Origin of the sequence: uncultured Cohaesibacter sp., from assembly GCF_963556055.3 — a bacterium.
GTDB lineage: Bacteria > Pseudomonadota > Alphaproteobacteria > Rhizobiales > Cohaesibacteraceae > Cohaesibacter.
Window position 1 is genome coordinate 807,377 of the sequence record NZ_CAUVYE020000013.1, and the last position, 14,625, is coordinate 822,001.

Annotated in this window: 15 protein-coding genes; 9 read left to right on the top strand and 6 right to left on the bottom strand. The window is 52.7% G+C overall.

The genetic code is table 11. The annotated features are described in order from the left end of the window. Window positions 1-73 precede the first annotated feature (73 nt). Window positions 74-1,297, bottom strand: a complete 1,224-nt coding sequence (locus tag ACHZB8_RS12350; protein WP_316860685.1) for an outer membrane beta-barrel protein — start codon at window positions 1,295-1,297, stop codon at window positions 74-76. A gap of 372 nt (window positions 1,298-1,669) precedes the next feature. Between ACHZB8_RS12350 and ACHZB8_RS12355 the strand changes: the two genes are divergently transcribed. The 4 genes from ACHZB8_RS12355 to ACHZB8_RS12370 all read left to right on the top strand — a co-directional run bounded on the left by ACHZB8_RS12355 (window position 1,670) and on the right by ACHZB8_RS12370 (window position 5,724). Next, window positions 1,670-2,659 carry a KpsF/GutQ family sugar-phosphate isomerase gene (locus ACHZB8_RS12355; protein WP_316860686.1) on the top strand — a complete coding sequence of 330 codons (990 nt, stop codon included), beginning with the start codon at window positions 1,670-1,672 and terminating at the stop codon, window positions 2,657-2,659. A gap of 221 nt (window positions 2,660-2,880) precedes the next feature. Continuing rightward, window positions 2,881-3,651 carry a MotA/TolQ/ExbB proton channel family protein gene (locus ACHZB8_RS12360; protein WP_316860687.1) on the top strand — a complete coding sequence of 257 codons (771 nt, stop codon included), beginning with the start codon at window positions 2,881-2,883 and terminating at the stop codon, window positions 3,649-3,651. A gap of 60 nt (window positions 3,652-3,711) precedes the next feature. Continuing rightward, window positions 3,712-4,566 carry a flagellar motor protein MotB gene (locus tag ACHZB8_RS12365; protein WP_316860688.1) on the top strand — a complete coding sequence of 285 codons (855 nt, stop codon included), beginning with the start codon at window positions 3,712-3,714 and terminating at the stop codon, window positions 4,564-4,566. A gap of 81 nt (window positions 4,567-4,647) precedes the next feature. Further along, window positions 4,648-5,724 (top strand): cation diffusion facilitator family transporter, encoded by a 1,077-nt coding sequence (locus tag ACHZB8_RS12370; RefSeq protein ID WP_316860690.1) that lies wholly within the window; start codon window positions 4,648-4,650, stop codon window positions 5,722-5,724. Window positions 5,725-5,784: 60 nt separating this feature from the next. On the opposite strand, the gene ACHZB8_RS12375 is transcribed toward ACHZB8_RS12370, so the two are convergent. Then, the gene (locus ACHZB8_RS12375) at window positions 5,785-6,240 is read right to left on the bottom strand and encodes an NfeD family protein (RefSeq protein ID WP_316860691.1); all 456 of its coding nucleotides are present in this window, start codon (window positions 6,238-6,240) and stop codon (window positions 5,785-5,787) included. A gap of 50 nt (window positions 6,241-6,290) precedes the next feature. Beyond that, window positions 6,291-7,262, bottom strand: coding sequence for an SPFH domain-containing protein (locus tag ACHZB8_RS12380; protein ID WP_316860693.1), 972 nt, complete (start codon window positions 7,260-7,262; stop codon window positions 6,291-6,293). A 407-nt stretch (window positions 7,263-7,669) separates the two neighbouring features. Between ACHZB8_RS12380 and ACHZB8_RS12385 the strand changes: the two genes are divergently transcribed. From ACHZB8_RS12385 to arsH, 4 genes are all read left to right on the top strand, one after another. Continuing rightward, window positions 7,670-8,326 carry a response regulator gene (locus ACHZB8_RS12385; protein WP_316860695.1) on the top strand — a complete coding sequence of 219 codons (657 nt, stop codon included), beginning with the start codon at window positions 7,670-7,672 and terminating at the stop codon, window positions 8,324-8,326. A 72-nt stretch (window positions 8,327-8,398) separates the two neighbouring features. Further along, window positions 8,399-8,743, top strand: coding sequence for a helix-turn-helix domain-containing protein (locus ACHZB8_RS12390; RefSeq protein WP_316860697.1), 345 nt, complete (start codon window positions 8,399-8,401; stop codon window positions 8,741-8,743). A gap of 27 nt (window positions 8,744-8,770) precedes the next feature. After that, the gene (arsC, locus tag ACHZB8_RS12395) at window positions 8,771-9,184 is read left to right on the top strand and encodes an arsenate reductase (glutaredoxin) (protein ID WP_316860780.1); all 414 of its coding nucleotides are present in this window, start codon (window positions 8,771-8,773) and stop codon (window positions 9,182-9,184) included. Window positions 9,185-9,187: 3 nt separating this feature from the next. Next, window positions 9,188-9,937, top strand: a complete 750-nt coding sequence (gene arsH / locus ACHZB8_RS12400) for an arsenical resistance protein ArsH (protein ID WP_316860699.1) — start codon at window positions 9,188-9,190, stop codon at window positions 9,935-9,937. Window positions 9,938-10,097: 160 nt separating this feature from the next. Here arsH and ACHZB8_RS12405 read toward each other — a convergent pair whose 3' ends face one another. Continuing rightward, complete coding sequence (locus tag ACHZB8_RS12405; protein ID WP_316860701.1) at window positions 10,098-11,309, bottom strand: NAD(P)-dependent alcohol dehydrogenase; 1,212 nt, start codon at window positions 11,307-11,309, stop codon at window positions 10,098-10,100. 140 nt (window positions 11,310-11,449) lie between these two features. On the opposite strand from ACHZB8_RS12405, the gene ACHZB8_RS12410 reads away from it, so the two are divergent. Beyond that, window positions 11,450-12,403: an AraC family transcriptional regulator gene (locus tag ACHZB8_RS12410; protein ID WP_316860702.1), complete on the top strand. Its 954-nt coding sequence runs from the start codon at window positions 11,450-11,452 to the stop codon at window positions 12,401-12,403. Window positions 12,404-12,499: 96 nt separating this feature from the next. Here the strand turns inward: ACHZB8_RS12410 and ACHZB8_RS12415 are convergent, their stop codons facing one another. Further along, window positions 12,500-14,086, bottom strand: a complete 1,587-nt coding sequence (locus ACHZB8_RS12415) for a TRAP transporter large permease subunit (RefSeq protein ID WP_316860704.1) — start codon at window positions 14,084-14,086, stop codon at window positions 12,500-12,502. Then, window positions 14,086-14,622 (bottom strand): TRAP transporter small permease subunit, encoded by a 537-nt coding sequence (locus ACHZB8_RS12420; protein ID WP_316860706.1) that lies wholly within the window; start codon window positions 14,620-14,622, stop codon window positions 14,086-14,088. Before ACHZB8_RS12420 ends, ACHZB8_RS12415 begins: the two co-directional genes overlap by 1 nt. Between the last annotated feature and the right edge of the window lie 3 nt (window positions 14,623-14,625).

Consider the following 14,625-nt stretch of genomic DNA (forward strand, 5'->3'; position numbering starts at 1 on the left):
ACCATTGGCTCGAAATGTCGGCAAGGAGCTGTTATGACGTGGTCTTTGTCAACCGTCACAGGATGGAAGTGGGTTAACGCTGAAGCTTCAGCCCGATGCGAATTTTATTGGCTTCATAGTCAGAACCCTCTTCGCTGCTGTCCCGTCTTTGATGTCCTGCACTCACAATCAGCTGTGCATAGCGGTTGAAGGAGTAGGTCGCATTGAAGGTCGCATCCAGCACCCAGTCCTTGCGGGAGATCCCGTTATAGGTCTCATGGGCCGCCGAACCTTCAGCTGACAAAACCAGATTGCGCAGCACCGCATAATCCGCTGAGAGGGAAACCGTGCGCGTTCGAACGCTTGTTGCATCGGTCGCAGACGATGACATTTCTGTGGTATACCCGCCCCTGAACGTCCAGAGCGTGTTGGGAGACCAGGCCAGACTGGCATCAACAAACAAGGACTTGTCATTGTCCGTTGCCGAGGCATCAGGCTTCCAGACCATGGCACCGACGGAGGCTTCACCGGAGAGATCTTCCCGGTTCGTGAGCGCAATCCCGATGGCTCCGCGCAATGTGTCGCCGCTTTGTGTATTTGTGTCCTCATCAAATCGCTTGCGGTTCATTTCAACATCGACAAAAGGCATGACCTGATCGGTAAGCGACACCCCAACGCGGCCACCCGCACCATAGGTGTTATAGTCCCGGCTGCTGTCATTCTCGTAATTGGAACGATCTATCGAACCGCGTAGCTGCAACAACAACCGCCCTGCCTGCCGTTGCAATCGAGCTCCGGAATGAAGGTTGGTCAGATAGTTCGCACTGCCGCCAGATTGGTCAAGGTCGACGCTGTCTCTGTCTTCGATCGCTCGACTTGCACTGCCCGTAATGGTCAATTCGGTGCCATCGGACAGGTCAAGCCGCAATTCGCCGCCAAGAGATTCCTCATTCTCCGGCTTCCTGTTGGGCGTTTGATAGCCCGACATTGAAGCGGCCCCCTCGACCTTGAGAGAATGCCGGCTCCAGTCCGACTGAATGGTAACGTCCAGATCCGTTGAACCGACCCGCCCGGTCTGCCGGTCTTCGCTCAAGTCGATATTGTCCGTGAAAGTCCCCCAGAAGGTAACCGAGGGATAGAACAAAAAGCGCCCGACACGAACACCCAACGGGTCATAGGGGCCAATCTCGTCTTCGACCACCTCCGATATCTGAGTTGACCCGACCGGAGAAACAGGCGAGACAGTATCCGATGACGAAGAAGATCCACGCAATGCCAGATTATCACTTGCAGCGAAAAGACTGCTTGTGGAAGACACTCCGCTCACTTGCTGCGCAAATGCCGCGGTACCGGAAAAGCAGCTCCCGGCCATCAAACCGGATACCAACATGGCCTGAATCGCAGACTGCCTCAAAACACAATGACCTTCTTTTTAAGGAAATGCCTCTTTCAAGGCAAACTGGCGCCCACTCCGATGCGCTCCACCTATTGCAAAAAGCAAAAAGCGCATCACGAAATCCTTTCCAGATCGTAAAGAAATTTGGTTAATAACTCCTTGCCTTGGCACCTGCCATATTGCAGTCAAATTCGGGGCAAAAAGAAAGATCACCCGAAGAATCCGGATGCCTTTTCATATTGCACTCTTTGGTATAGACAAACTCCATCTCCCTCAAAACGATCAGGATTGTGAATGAACACGCCAGTCTCAAGCGAAGCAACTTCTCCCAGTCTCTCGGCCAACCACACGATAAGCAACGAAATCGAAGGCCTGAAGGCCCTTCAGATTGCATTGAAAGACGGGCTCAAGGCCCCCTTTGAACAAGCCGTTGCCACCATTCGCGCAGCAGCTGGCCGGGTCATCGTCACAGGCATGGGCAAGAGCGGCCATATCGCTCGCAAGGTGGCAGCAACCCTTGCCTCTACCGGAACACCCGCATTTTTTGTTCATCCCGGAGAAGCAAGCCACGGCGATCTTGGCATGATCAAGGACGCAGATGTCGTACTGGCCATGTCATGGTCTGGCGAGACGGCTGAGCTTGCAAGCATCATTTCCTATTCCCGCCGCTTCAAGGTTCCCCTTATCGGCATGTCTTCCAATCCCGAGAGCACGCTTGCGACCCAGTCAGACATTCACCTTACCTTGCCCAAGGTCGAAGAAGCCTGCCCGCATGGCCTCGCTCCGACAACATCCTGTGTCATGCAGTTAAGTCTTGGAGATGCCTTGTCGATTGCGCTTCTGGAAAGTCACGGTTTTACCGCCCAGGACTTCAAGATCTTCCATCCGGGTGGCAGCCTGGGTGCAAGTCTCCAATATGTTCGCGACCTTATGCATCAGGGAGACAAAATGCCTCTGGTCGGTGTAGAGACGCAAATGAGTGAAGTGATCGTCATCATGTCGCAAAAGGGATTTGGCTGTGTGGGCGTACTTGATGATGACGGCAAACTGGTCGGCATGGTGACCGATGGTGACTTGCGCCGCAATCTCAGCACGGATCTGCTTGCCAAAAATGTCCAAGCCGTCATGACGAAAAATCCCAAGACCCTCGGGCCGGACATTCTGGTTCCAACTGCAATCGAATTACTGAACAAATCGGCCATTACCGCCATATTCGTCGTCGATGACAAACGCCCGGTTGGCTTGCTGCACATGCATGACTTCCTGCGTGTCGGCGTCGCCTGAAACGGCCAGATTTCCTTTTCAAACGACTGGGCCAGCCCCCCGGCTGACCCGCTCCAAAAGCCCTGAAACCTCGTTATCCCTTTGGTAACCTTAAGAGAAATTATTCGAAAAAAGGGCTTTTTTGAGCAATCCATTAGCAAACCATTAGAGCTGTTTTCATAGACTGCCAGAAGTAACATGGCGTTGGAATTATATTCCGAAAGTTAAGTCGGGAAACATCAATGGATATTGCAACACTCCTTGGTATGGTCGCAGCATTTGGCATCGTGTTAACCGCGATCATGATGGGTGGCACGCTTGGCCAGTTTATCGATATTCCATCCGTCCTCATCGTGGTCGGGGGTGGCCTATCTGCGACTCTCATTCGCTTCACGTTGGGTGGGATCGGCGGAGCCATCATGACCGGTGGGGGCGTCGCCTTTGGTGGCAAGGCAACCAATCCGCGCGACATGATCGAAAAGATCACCGAACTTGCAGACGTCGCCCGCAAAAGTGGCCCGCTGGGTCTCGAAGGGGTTGAAGTTGACAATCCTGTCCTCGCAAAGGGCGTACAATTCATCGCCGATGGATATGAGCCCAATTTCATCCGCGAAAGCATGGAACGAGAGCGCGATCTCTATATCGAACGTCTGCAAGAGGGCAAACGCTTCTACAAGCAGCTGGGCGATGCCGCTCCCGCCTTCGGAATGATTGGTACGCTGGTCGGCCTGGTGCAGATGCTTGCCGCGATGGATGACCCATCCGCGATTGGTCCCGCCATGGCGGTTGCCTTGTTGACCACGCTTTACGGCGCGTTGATTTCCAACGTGATCTGTATCCCCATCACCGACAAGCTCGATGCCAAGCTGGATGGGGAAGATCTCAATCAGACCCTAATCATCGATGGCATCATGCAGATCCGCGAGAACAAGAGCCCCAATCTGATCCGGGAAATGCTGCTCGCATATTTGCCGGAAAAAGCGAGAAGCGATTTGCAGGACGAAGCTGCGTAACAACGCTCCAAAAAGGTTGATGGTCCAAACAGGACGCAAATCAGAGAGATGAGCAGAACAATGGCGAAAAAGAAACCTCAAGGCGGCGGAGGTGCTCCCGATTGGTTGGTAACCTTTGCCGACCTGATGTCCCTGCTTGTCTGCTTTTTCGTCTTGATCATTTCCTTCTCGATTCAGGACAACCAGAAACTTCAGGTTGTCGCCGGTTCGATGAAAGATGCATTTGGCGTCAAACCAGTGATGCGCAAGGCCGGCATGATCGAAATCGAAGGCATGCCCGTGCGCGAATATATCAAACAGGTAGCAGCCGTTCCGCAGGAAAACGACTCTGACTTTGCCGAGGAGCGCCACGATCAGCGCACCAAGCAGGGCCCGGAAGCCAACACCCACGACATTGAAAAGACAGAGATCGAAAAACCGCGCATGTTCGCAACCGCCGCAGCCTCTCTGAGACAGGCTTGGCAGGAACTGCCTGAAATCTCTGAAATTTCAAAACACATCATCATAGAAGAAGAAGAAGAAGGCCTCAACATCCAGATGGTTGATCAGGATGGCCGTTCAATGTTTGCGGAAGGGGCCAAATATCCTTACGACTTCACCCGGCGCCTGATCGTCACAATGGCACCCGTTCTTGCCAGCATGCCAAACAGGATAAAGATCAGCGGCCATACCACCGCCTCCAATGTCCCCGTCAACACGGGCTACTCCGGATGGGAATTGTCAGCAGATCGGGCCAATGCCGTTCGCTCTATCCTGATGGAACATGGCGTCCCATCAGATCAGATCTTTGGTGTGGTTGGCAAAGCCGATTCCGATCCGCTCTTCCCAAACGATCCATACCTTGCGGCGAACCGGCGTATTTCGATTTTGCTAATGGCCGAAGAACCGCCATTGCCACCGACACATCAACCCTGAGACTGGTCCGCTCTTCATTGCGCCAACAGCGAATTTCAGTTAGCCTCCGCAGCAGATTGTCAACTAGCTGCGGGCGCGTTTATGCATATTCACAAACTTGATGACTGGACACATTCCCACGTCTATATCGATAGAGAAGTCAGCGCAGATAATGAAAAACGGACCTTCTATGTCGTTCTTCTAACAGCGGTAATGATGGTTGCGGAAATCATTACCGGATATCTCTTCAATTCCATGGCTCTGCTGGCCGACGGCTGGCACATGGCGACTCATGCGGCGGCACTGGGCCTTTCTGTTTTCACCTACCGCTATGCCCGCAGACATGCTCAAGACCGATCCTTCAGTTTCGGCGTTGGAAAGGTTGAAGTTCTGGGAGGATATACGAACGCCGTCATTCTTGGCCTGGTCGCTCTCTTCATTGCGCTGGAGTCTCTTGAGCGGTTGTTCAACCCTCTGGACATTGCATTCAACGAAGCCATGCTCGTTGCCTTTCTCGGACTTGTCGTCAATCTTCTGAGCGCCTGGATTCTGGGGGGAGAAGGACATCACCATCATCATGGGCACGGTCACCACCACGGACACGATCACCATGATCATGAACATGACGAGCATGACCACGATCACCACCATGATCATGATCACCATCACGCCCACCATGATGCGGAAGCCTCCCATATCCACGATCACGGAGCAGGCAAGGCAACGGACCAGAATCTCAGAGCTGCCTACATGCATGTTCTGGCCGATGCCCTTACATCCGTTCTTGCCATTGTGGCGCTGTTATTTGGCAAATTGTTCGGCTGGCTATGGGTGGATGCCGCGATGGGGCTTGTTGGTGCCTTCATGATTTCCCGATGGGCCTATTCGCTTATCGGAGACACAAGTTCCATCCTTCTGGATCGTCTGCTGGATAAACGTCTTGAAGACAAAGCCAAGGCGCTGATCGAAGCAGATGCAGACAACCGGATTGCGGATCTGCATATCTGGCAGGTAGGATCAAACAAATTTGCAGCTATCGTCACCTTGGTGACACATCTGCCACGTCCTGCCGATCACTATAAGGCCTTGCTGACATCGCTACCTGAACTGGTTCATGTGACAATCGAAGTGCAGCATTGCGAGGGAGAACCCTGCATTCCCCTCACCAACCTCACATGACAAAGGCATGACCTGATGGAAAACCCCAACTCGTCCTTCAACCGCGAGCTGGGGTTTGCTTCACTTCTCAACAGGTGAAACCTCAAGGCTGGCTCCGTCCCCGCCGACAACCTCGATCCGGCTGCCTGCCGGGCAATCCGGTCCGATGACACGCCAATAGCTGTCTCTGACCTTGACCCTGCCATGCCCATTCACGATAGGCTCTTCAAGCTGATAAACATTTCCAACCAGAGCAAGCGCCCGCTTGTTGAGCATCGGCTTGTCTGTCGCACTGTTGGCCGTTTTTGCAAGAATGAAACGACCAACCAGCACGGAACATAAGGACAGGATCGCAAACAGGATCAGCGAGCTTTGCCAGCCAAGATCTACCAGAAAGGCAATTCCTCCAACCAACAATGCCGCAATCCCGAACCATAAAAGCATGATCCCCGGAGCCACGATTTCCAGAACCAGCAAAGCAAGGCCCAAAATCACCCATGACCAGGTTCCCAACGAAACGATCAATTGCTGTATCATTTTCTTATTCCTCTATTGTCAGAAACAGTGGCCCCAACATTGTTCACTGACTAGTCTTCCTTGACGCTCGGGACACGTGCCGAGCGATTGGACAGCGGATTGTCCTTGCCAAACACTTCCTTGCTGATTTCGCCGATGCCACCCAGAGCCCCGAGAATGGACGTCGCTTCAATCGGAAGCATGACAACTTTCTGATTGGGAGCCTTGATCACTTCGCCAAGGGTTTCAACATATTTGCTGGCAACGAAATAGTTGACCGCCTGAATGTCACCTTCGGCAATCGCCTTACTGACCATTTCGGTAGCCTTGGCATCAGCCTCGGCAGTTCTCTCACGCGCTTCTGCGGCCAGAAACTGAGACTGCCGTTCGCCTTCGGCTTGCAGGATCTTGCCCTGTTTTTCCCCTTCTGCCCTCAAAATAGCGGACTGGCGATCTCCCTCCGCCTCGAGAATCGTTGCACGTTTCTCGCGTTCCGCTTTCATTTGGCGGCCCATCGCTTCCACCAGATCCCGCGGAGGATTGATATCCTTGATTTCGATACGGGAAATCTTGACACCCCAGGGAGCGGCGGCTTCATCTACCACTTTCAGGAGCCGGGAGTTGATCTCATCACGATTTGAAAGCAATTCGTCCAGATCCATCGAGCCCATTACAGTTCGGATGTTGGTCATTGTAAGATTGAGCAAGGCATGCTGAAGATCATTGACCTCATAGGCTGCATCGGCCGCATTCATGACCTGATAAAAAGCAACTCCATCGGAGGTGATGGTCGCGTTATCCTTGGTAATCACTTCCTGACTTGGAACATCCAGAACCTGCTCTTTCATATTCATTTTCGAGCCAATCCGGTCGATGAAGGGAACAATCACCCCAAGCCCCGGCGTCAGAGTGCGCTTATAGGCCCCGAACCGCTCAATCGTGAAGTTATAGCCTTGCGGAACTGTTTTGACCCCGGCAAGCAGAATGAGGATGAACAAAAGAACAAGAGCTAATACAAAAATATCAAATCCGAAAAGATCCATTGGTCTTTCTCCAATTCAGTTAATTGCGGCAGAACCGACTGTGTGTCATGAATAGTGTCCAGCGAAACCCCACGACGATTGTGCGCATGAAAATGACGTCTTGAAGACTGGGTTACAAAATCCTCGAACCGCTTGAACCTTTCACGCCTCACCCATTGATCTGGTGTATGAACAAGGTAATTGCAATTCCGGTTGAGAGAAAAGTTCAGCAATATTATAGCGGAAAACCGGCGAAGTTGAGGAAAACAAATCCCCTCTAGTCCAAAAGAGTTATCCGCAATCAGGCGTTAGATATTTCAACGAGCAACCAGAAATTTTATTCATTTTTACGCATTTTTAGGTAACCCTGTAAAATATAACTAATCAAAAGTTTTTAATACCAATTATGTCAGCGTCGGGGGAAACTGATGTCATTGCCAATTCAGCACGGCTCGGCCTTGATTTTAGACGACAATACATTTCACAGGAAATTGCTACGATCAATCCTGCGAACATCCGGATTTTATCATGTTACGGAGTTCGACAATATCGAACATGGCCTTGAAGAAGCACAGAGAACATATCCAAACTTCGTGTTTCTTGATTTCGATACCGGAACCGCATCAGATCTCGCCAGAGGCAATCTCAACTTGCGAACCAAGTTCCTGCATGCCTCCACGCATTTGATCATCCTGTTGGAGCATCCCACGCGAAATCGCGTGACCAACGCAATTTCACACGGCGCGAACTGGGTGATTTCCCGCCCCTTTTCTTCCCGGATTCTGACCACGAGACTTCAGGCTGTCATCGACCCCAGCAAGGTCATGCGCGTTCGCTCGATCCATCCGTCAAGCAAGACTCAGCCATTTGACATGAAAGGCATCCGCCCCCCCATACTCACCCAGACAGATCCTGTCAGGCATTTTGATTTGGGCTATTCTCAAGACGCTCAAACAAGACATCTCCAGATTGATAGCGACAGCTATTATAACGATGAAGGCTATGGCAATACGGACCTGCCCGAGCCATTGATGACACGGGCATATAAATCTGCCTACTCTGACGACGATGTCGCACTGATCTGAATGGCCTCAAGCCCGTCAGGTCGAGCAGATAAGGGGATTGACGGAAGTTGGCATATCAATTATTCATGATATATGGATAAATTACAAGCAACAACGGCCTTTTCCGCCATCAGTCAACCAACGCGCCTTGACGTCTTCCGGCTTCTGATCAAGGCAGGAGAAATCGGGCTCCTGTCTGGAGAAATCGGCGAGATGCTGGATGTCAAACAGAACACCATGTCGACCAATCTGAATATTCTCCTCAGAGCCGGGCTCATCCGCAACGAGAGAGAAGGCAGATCGGTTCGATATTTTGCAGACTTGAACGGAATAAGCGCCCTGATTGACTATTTGCTCCGAGACTGCTGTGGCGGGGAACAGGATAAATGCCTCCCCGTAATCGAAACCATATGCGGCTCTGGCAAGACCAGACGATAGACCCCAATGGATAACGAGACCAGACCCATGATGATCACCATCTATCACAACCCTGCTTGTGGCACATCGCGCAACACTCTTGAAATGATTCGCAAGGCTGGCATTGAGCCAACCATCATAGAATATCTTGAAACGCCTCCAAGCCGCGAAAAACTGATCGAATTGATCAACGCGATGCCGATAACGACCCGTGAACTGTTGCGCCGCAGCGGCACACCCTATGACGAATTGGGGCTGGACAATCCAGAGCTGAGCGATGAAGCCCTGATCGATGCCATGATGGAATATCCGATCCTGATCAACCGTCCGATTGTCGTGAGCGAAAAAGGCACCAATCTCTGCCGCCCCTCCGAGAAGGTCATGGACCTGCTGCCCGTCAATATCGGCAGCTTTACAAAGGAAGATGGCGAAGTTGTTTCAACGGAAAAAGGCAAAGAATAGCATATGGATAACAAAAACGCCGCGCCACTGGGCATATCGCTTGATGATAGGGACCATCTCGCAAACCCGGCATTTTTCAACGGCATCGACCACGCCCGGCTGGCTGGTCCTGAAGATGATGGCCACCCTCCCCGGATCCTGCTTCTTTATGGCTCCTTGCGTGAACGATCTTTCTCGCGCCTGGTATCAGAGGAAGCGGCTCGTATTTTGACAGCGCTTGGAGCAGAAACAAGAAGTTTCAATCCCTCGGGCCTGCCCTTACCCGACGATGCGGCAGCCGACCATCCCAAAGTGCAGGAACTGCGCGACTTGACGGCTTGGGCAGAGGGCATGGTCTGGGTATCCCCGGAGCGCCATGGCGCCATGACAGGCATCATGAAGGCCCAGATTGACTGGATTCCCCTCTCGCTGGGTGCAATACGCCCCACTCAGGGCAAGACACTGGCCCTGATGCAGGTCGAAGGGGGCTCACAAAGCTTCAACGCTCTCAACCAGATGCGAATTCTTGGCCGCTGGATGCGGATGGTAACCATCCCCAACCAATCTTCCATCGCCAAAGCCTTCACCGAATTTGACGAGAATGACCGCATCAAGCCATCGCCCTACTACAATCGGATTGTCGATGTCTGCGAAGAGCTGATGAAATTTACCTGGCTGACGCGAAGCCGAGCTGGCTATCTCGTTGATCGCTATTCGGAGCGCGTTGAAACCGGACAACAGCTGATCGACCGGGTCAATCAAACCAAAATCTGATCAGTGCCATATTGGACAATGGCCGTTGTGAAAGCCCGCAGACTGGTTGGGGCCAATCTGCGGGCTTTCTGCTTGGGAGCGTCAATTTAATAAGCTGGCACACCTACATACCGCTCCGTTACAAAGCGCTCCTTTGCAAGACTTCATGGGAATTGGGGTATCAGGTCATGTCGATGACAAAACGATAGCGCGCCTTTTTGGCGACCACCTGATCCCACGCCTCATTGAGTTGATCGATCGAAATCATTTCCACTTCGGGACGGATATTGCGCTCGGCGCAGTAATTCACCACTTCCTGGGTCTCTGGAATACCGCCGATCATCGTGCCGGTCAGGGTCTTGCGGCCATCGACCAAGAGCCCGCCATTGACCGTGCCCATGTCTCCGATAACACCGACATTGATCAAGGTTCCCTCGAACCGCAGCAAGGGGATGAACATGTTGACATTGAACTGATAGGGCACCGTTGAAATGATATAGTCGAACTGGCGATAGTATGGTTTGAAATCCTTGCGATTGCTCGCCTCACTCCAGACCATCACGTCTCTGGCACCCATTCTCAGCGCGTCAGTTCGCTTGGCTTCCGTGGTCGTGAATACAGTGACCTCAGCACCTCGAGCAGTCAGCAACTTGAGCGCCATATGTCCCAAGCCGCCAAGACCGATGACACCAACCCGCTGCCCTTCCTGAATATTGTAATATTGCTGCGGCGAAAAAGTCGTGATCCCTGCGCACATGATCGGCGCGGCGGAGCGCAGATCCATCCCTTGCGGTATTTTGATACCAAAGCGTTCATTCAGCACGATCCGGTCGGCATAACCGCCATATGTCAGCGACCGATCACGATTGCGGCCATAGGTAAGCGTTGGAGATTTGACGCAATATTGCTCCAGTCCGGCGCGACAATATTCGCACTCGCCACAGGAATCGACCATGCAGCCGACCCCGGCAATATCACCCACCCTGAAGCGACTGACCGATGGACCAACATGGGTGACCCGCCCGACGATTTCATGTCCCGGTACAAGCAGATAGTCGAATTTGCGCCAGTCACCATGTCCGAAATGAATGTCAGAATGGCAAATCCCGGCATACATGATATCGACCACGATATCATCAGGTCGCATCGAGCGATGGACATAATCGAACGGCCGCAATTTTTCTCCGGGTGCCATCATGCCCCACCCATGCGCCTTGATCTCGGGAGCTGCCACACTCTGACTTTCACCAGCAGCAAGAGCTGACCCGGCCATTCCCAGCATACTGCCAGAAAGAGAGCTGGCAGCCACAAGGCTTGCGCCGCCTCCGATCAGCGTTCGACGCGATATCTTGTGGCTGAGATCGCTCGACTGGTCATCGCAATGCTGGCACATGTATGTCCTCCTGTGATTAGCCATGAAACTGGAACGGGCAGTCCGAGACAGTGTGACCTGGCCCTACGCCTGCTTGATGATGAAACGCTCCCGCTTTTGTGATAAGGTAACAAAACACGTTCAGTGCGGAATGCCGGTTTATGTCAAAAACTTGCTCAAACATGTCAAACAACCCGATCTGGTTGCACCCAAAAGCGCCTTCCGACCTCGAGCATCAGCTTGATGCCCTGCTCGCGGACTGTTTGAACAGGGCTCCGATTGGCAACAAAGGCAGCGGAATCAAGGGCATCCGACTTTTCTGGACAAGCGTTGCTGGCCCTCCGGCCCCGGTCATTTATGAACCCGGTATCGTACTGATCTTGCGAGGCAGCAAGCAGGGCTCTCTGGGCTCGCAAACCCTCCATTATGACCGCGATACCTATCTGGTTTTCACCCTGCCGACCCATCTCGTCTGTACCACGCATGCGAGCGAGATGGACCCATTGTGCGGCCTCTTCCTATCCATCAACCGGGATGATTTGACCAAACTTATCGCTTCCATGGCGGAAGTCAGTGCAATTCCGACACGCGAAGCGGGATATTCAGTCTCTTCCGGCCCGGTAACAGATGAAATGCGCTCAACCATCAAGCGCATCTTTGACACCATTGGGGATCCCGTTGCTGGCAATGTCATTGGTCCATCTCTGCGGCAAGAGCTGCTATTCCACATTCTGCGCGGACCATGCGGCCCGGATCTGGCGGCCCTGCTCAATCAGGGCGGAGAGCACATCCTGCTCGAAAATCTGATTCAGACGATTCGTAAAGACATAACCTCCCCGATCAGCGTCGAGACGATGGCCCAAAGGACAGGAATGAGCCTGTCCACCTTTCACCGTGCTTTCCGCAACCGGACCGGTCAAACCCCCTTGCAATATGTCAAGAAACTTCGCCTGCACGCCGCTCGGGAAATGATCGCCTATAAGGGGACCCGGGTCAGTGAAGCGGCTTTGAGCGTTGGATACGAGAGCTGCTCCCAGTTCACCCGTGAATATAAGGGCCTGTTTGGGGAGACCCCACGCGAAGCACGCAATCTTGTCTTGCACGATACGGGATGAAGACAAGCCGCGCCAAATGTCCTGCATCCAGTCAAGCAAAAAGCCCGCAGCCTTACGACTGCGGGCTTTTTCAGATTTGTGATCAAGCCGCAAAGCTTACCGATAAATCAGGTGCGGCAACCAGGTCGCCATATTTGGCACATACCACAGGATGATCAGTGCAAGAACCTGAATGAACACAAACGGAATGATACCCCGATAGATCTGTCCGGTTTTGACCGAAGCAGGCGCAACACCCCTTAAATAGAACAGGGCAAAGCCGAAAGGAGGCGTCAGGAAGGACGTTTGAAGGTTCACAGCCATCATGATCCCGAGCCAGATCGGGCTCATGGGTTCGCCATTCGGCATTTCCATTTGCAAGAGAACAGGTGCAACCATTGGCACGACAACGAAGACGATTTCCAGGAAGTCCAGAAAGAAGCCAAGGAAGAACATCAAAAGCATCACGGCAATCATTGCGCCGATAGCACCGCCCGGAATGTTGGACAGAGCGGCCTGGATCATTTCTTCACCACCCAGCCCCCTGAACACCAGCGAAAACAGCGATGCGCCGATCAGGATAAGGAAAACCATGGTGGTGACTTCGGTTGTCCCTTCCATGACCGTGCGCAGAATGCCATTGCGGTAAGTCCGAACAACCGCAGTCACGATCCCCCAACCCAAGACGACAACGCAAAGGGCTGCGATGACAATCGCGATCATGTCCTTCGTATCAATCTGATCACGTGCAATCCGCAAATCCATGAATTCGGACAGGATCAGCGCGATGACCAGAGCCACGGCAGCACTGGTAATCGAAATGCTATGCTTTTCATCAAGACGATAGCCAGCAAGCAAGATCGCACCAATGGCCCCGACGGCAGCCGCTTCGGTTGGCGTTGCAACACCGCCCAGAATGGAACCCAGCACAGCCAGAATAAGGATCAGAGGTGGCAACAGGGCATGGAAAATTTCGGTCGTAGTAACCTTTACGCGTTCATCCTTCGGTATGGAAGGAGCAACACTCGGCTTCAGCGTGGCAACGATGATCTGATAAAGGATGTAGAAGCCAACAAGCATCAAGCCGGGAATGAGAGCACCGGCGAACAGGTCACCCACCGAAATCGTGTCCGGCGAGAAAATCCCCATATCAAGCTGTGCCTTTTGATAGGCGTTTGAAAGCTGATCACCCAGAATGACAAGCACGATGGAAGGAGGAATAATCTGGCCCAGCGTACCAGCGGCCGCAATAGAGCCACAGGCCAGTTCCGGGGAATAACCCCGCTTGAGCATCGATGGCAGGGACAGAAGCCCCATCGTCACGACGGTCGCCCCGACGATACCGGTAGACGCAGCCAACAAGGCCCCCACGATTGAAACGGCGATCCCCATACCGCCATTGATCGATCCGAGCAACCGGCCCATGGTATCGAGCAACTCCTCGGCCACCTTCGAACGCTCAAGCATGACACCCATGAAGACAAACAGGGGAGCCGCGACCAGGGTTTCGTTCGTCATCGTTCCGAAAATACGCTGCGGCAAAGCCGACAGGAACGACATCTCAAAGGCCCCCATGCTCCAACCGATCAGGGCGAAAGCCAGCGCCACACCTGCCAGAGAAAAGGCGACAGGAAATCCGAGCATCAGGACAACACAGGCAACACCGAACATCGCCAGATCAAGAGAATGAGCAATGAATTCCATCAATTCTCTCCCATCTGTTGCAAGCGTTGCAATTCAATTTCGTCACCTTGCAAAGCACACCAGGACCGCACGAATGTCACGAACCCTTGCAACCCCATTTGTATGGCGAAGATGATGATGGAACTCTTGAGCAGAAACCGCGCCTGAATACCGGAGGTTTCAGCACTGCCCTCCAGAATGGCCCAGCTGTTGTAGACATATTTCCAGGACACAAGAACCAGCAGCACGCAGACCGGAATCACGAGAAAGATGGACCCGAAAACGTTGATCTTGGCCTTTGTCCTTGGATGAGCTTCCCGATAGAAAATATCAACACGCACATGCCCGTCGCGGGACAAGGTAAAAGCCGATGCCTGCATGAAAAGGAAGGCATGAACATAAATAATCAGTTCTTGTGCCCAGATTGATCCGACACCAAAAACATATCGCATCAAAACGACCACGAACTGTATGAGAACGACGAGAAGAGCAAACCAGGCAAGTCCCTTGCCTGTTGCTACATTGACCCGATCAATCAGGTCTGCCAGAGCGCGCATTAC

What these genes read in the sequence shown, in the direction of transcription:
- ACHZB8_RS12360 (WP_316860687.1), top strand. Translation starts at nt 2,881, where the DNA reads ATGGATATTGCAACACTCCTTGGTATGGTCGCAGCATTTGGCATCGTG.
- ACHZB8_RS12365 (WP_316860688.1), top strand. Translation starts at nt 3,712, where the DNA reads ATGGCGAAAAAGAAACCTCAAGGCGGCGGAGGTGCTCCCGATTGGTTG.
- ACHZB8_RS12355 (WP_316860686.1), top strand. Translation starts at nt 1,670, where the DNA reads ATGAACACGCCAGTCTCAAGCGAAGCAACTTCTCCCAGTCTCTCGGCC.
- ACHZB8_RS12390 (WP_316860697.1), top strand. Translation starts at nt 8,399, where the DNA reads ATGGATAAATTACAAGCAACAACGGCCTTTTCCGCCATCAGTCAACCA.
- ACHZB8_RS12405 (WP_316860701.1), bottom strand. Translation starts at nt 11,309, where the DNA reads ATGTGCCAGCATTGCGATGACCAGTCGAGCGATCTCAGCCACAAGATA.
- ACHZB8_RS12385 (WP_316860695.1), top strand. Translation starts at nt 7,670, where the DNA reads ATGTCATTGCCAATTCAGCACGGCTCGGCCTTGATTTTAGACGACAAT.
- arsC (WP_316860780.1), top strand. Translation starts at nt 8,771, where the DNA reads ATGATGATCACCATCTATCACAACCCTGCTTGTGGCACATCGCGCAAC.
- ACHZB8_RS12415 (WP_316860704.1), bottom strand. Translation starts at nt 14,086, where the DNA reads ATGGAATTCATTGCTCATTCTCTTGATCTGGCGATGTTCGGTGTTGCC.
- ACHZB8_RS12380 (WP_316860693.1), bottom strand. Translation starts at nt 7,262, where the DNA reads ATGGATCTTTTCGGATTTGATATTTTTGTATTAGCTCTTGTTCTTTTG.
- ACHZB8_RS12375 (WP_316860691.1), bottom strand. Translation starts at nt 6,240, where the DNA reads ATGATACAGCAATTGATCGTTTCGTTGGGAACCTGGTCATGGGTGATT.
- ACHZB8_RS12410 (WP_316860702.1), top strand. Translation starts at nt 11,450, where the DNA reads ATGTCAAAAACTTGCTCAAACATGTCAAACAACCCGATCTGGTTGCAC.
- arsH (WP_316860699.1), top strand. Translation starts at nt 9,188, where the DNA reads ATGGATAACAAAAACGCCGCGCCACTGGGCATATCGCTTGATGATAGG.
- ACHZB8_RS12370 (WP_316860690.1), top strand. Translation starts at nt 4,648, where the DNA reads ATGCATATTCACAAACTTGATGACTGGACACATTCCCACGTCTATATC.
- ACHZB8_RS12420 (WP_316860706.1), bottom strand. Translation starts at nt 14,622, where the DNA reads ATGCGCGCTCTGGCAGACCTGATTGATCGGGTCAATGTAGCAACAGGC.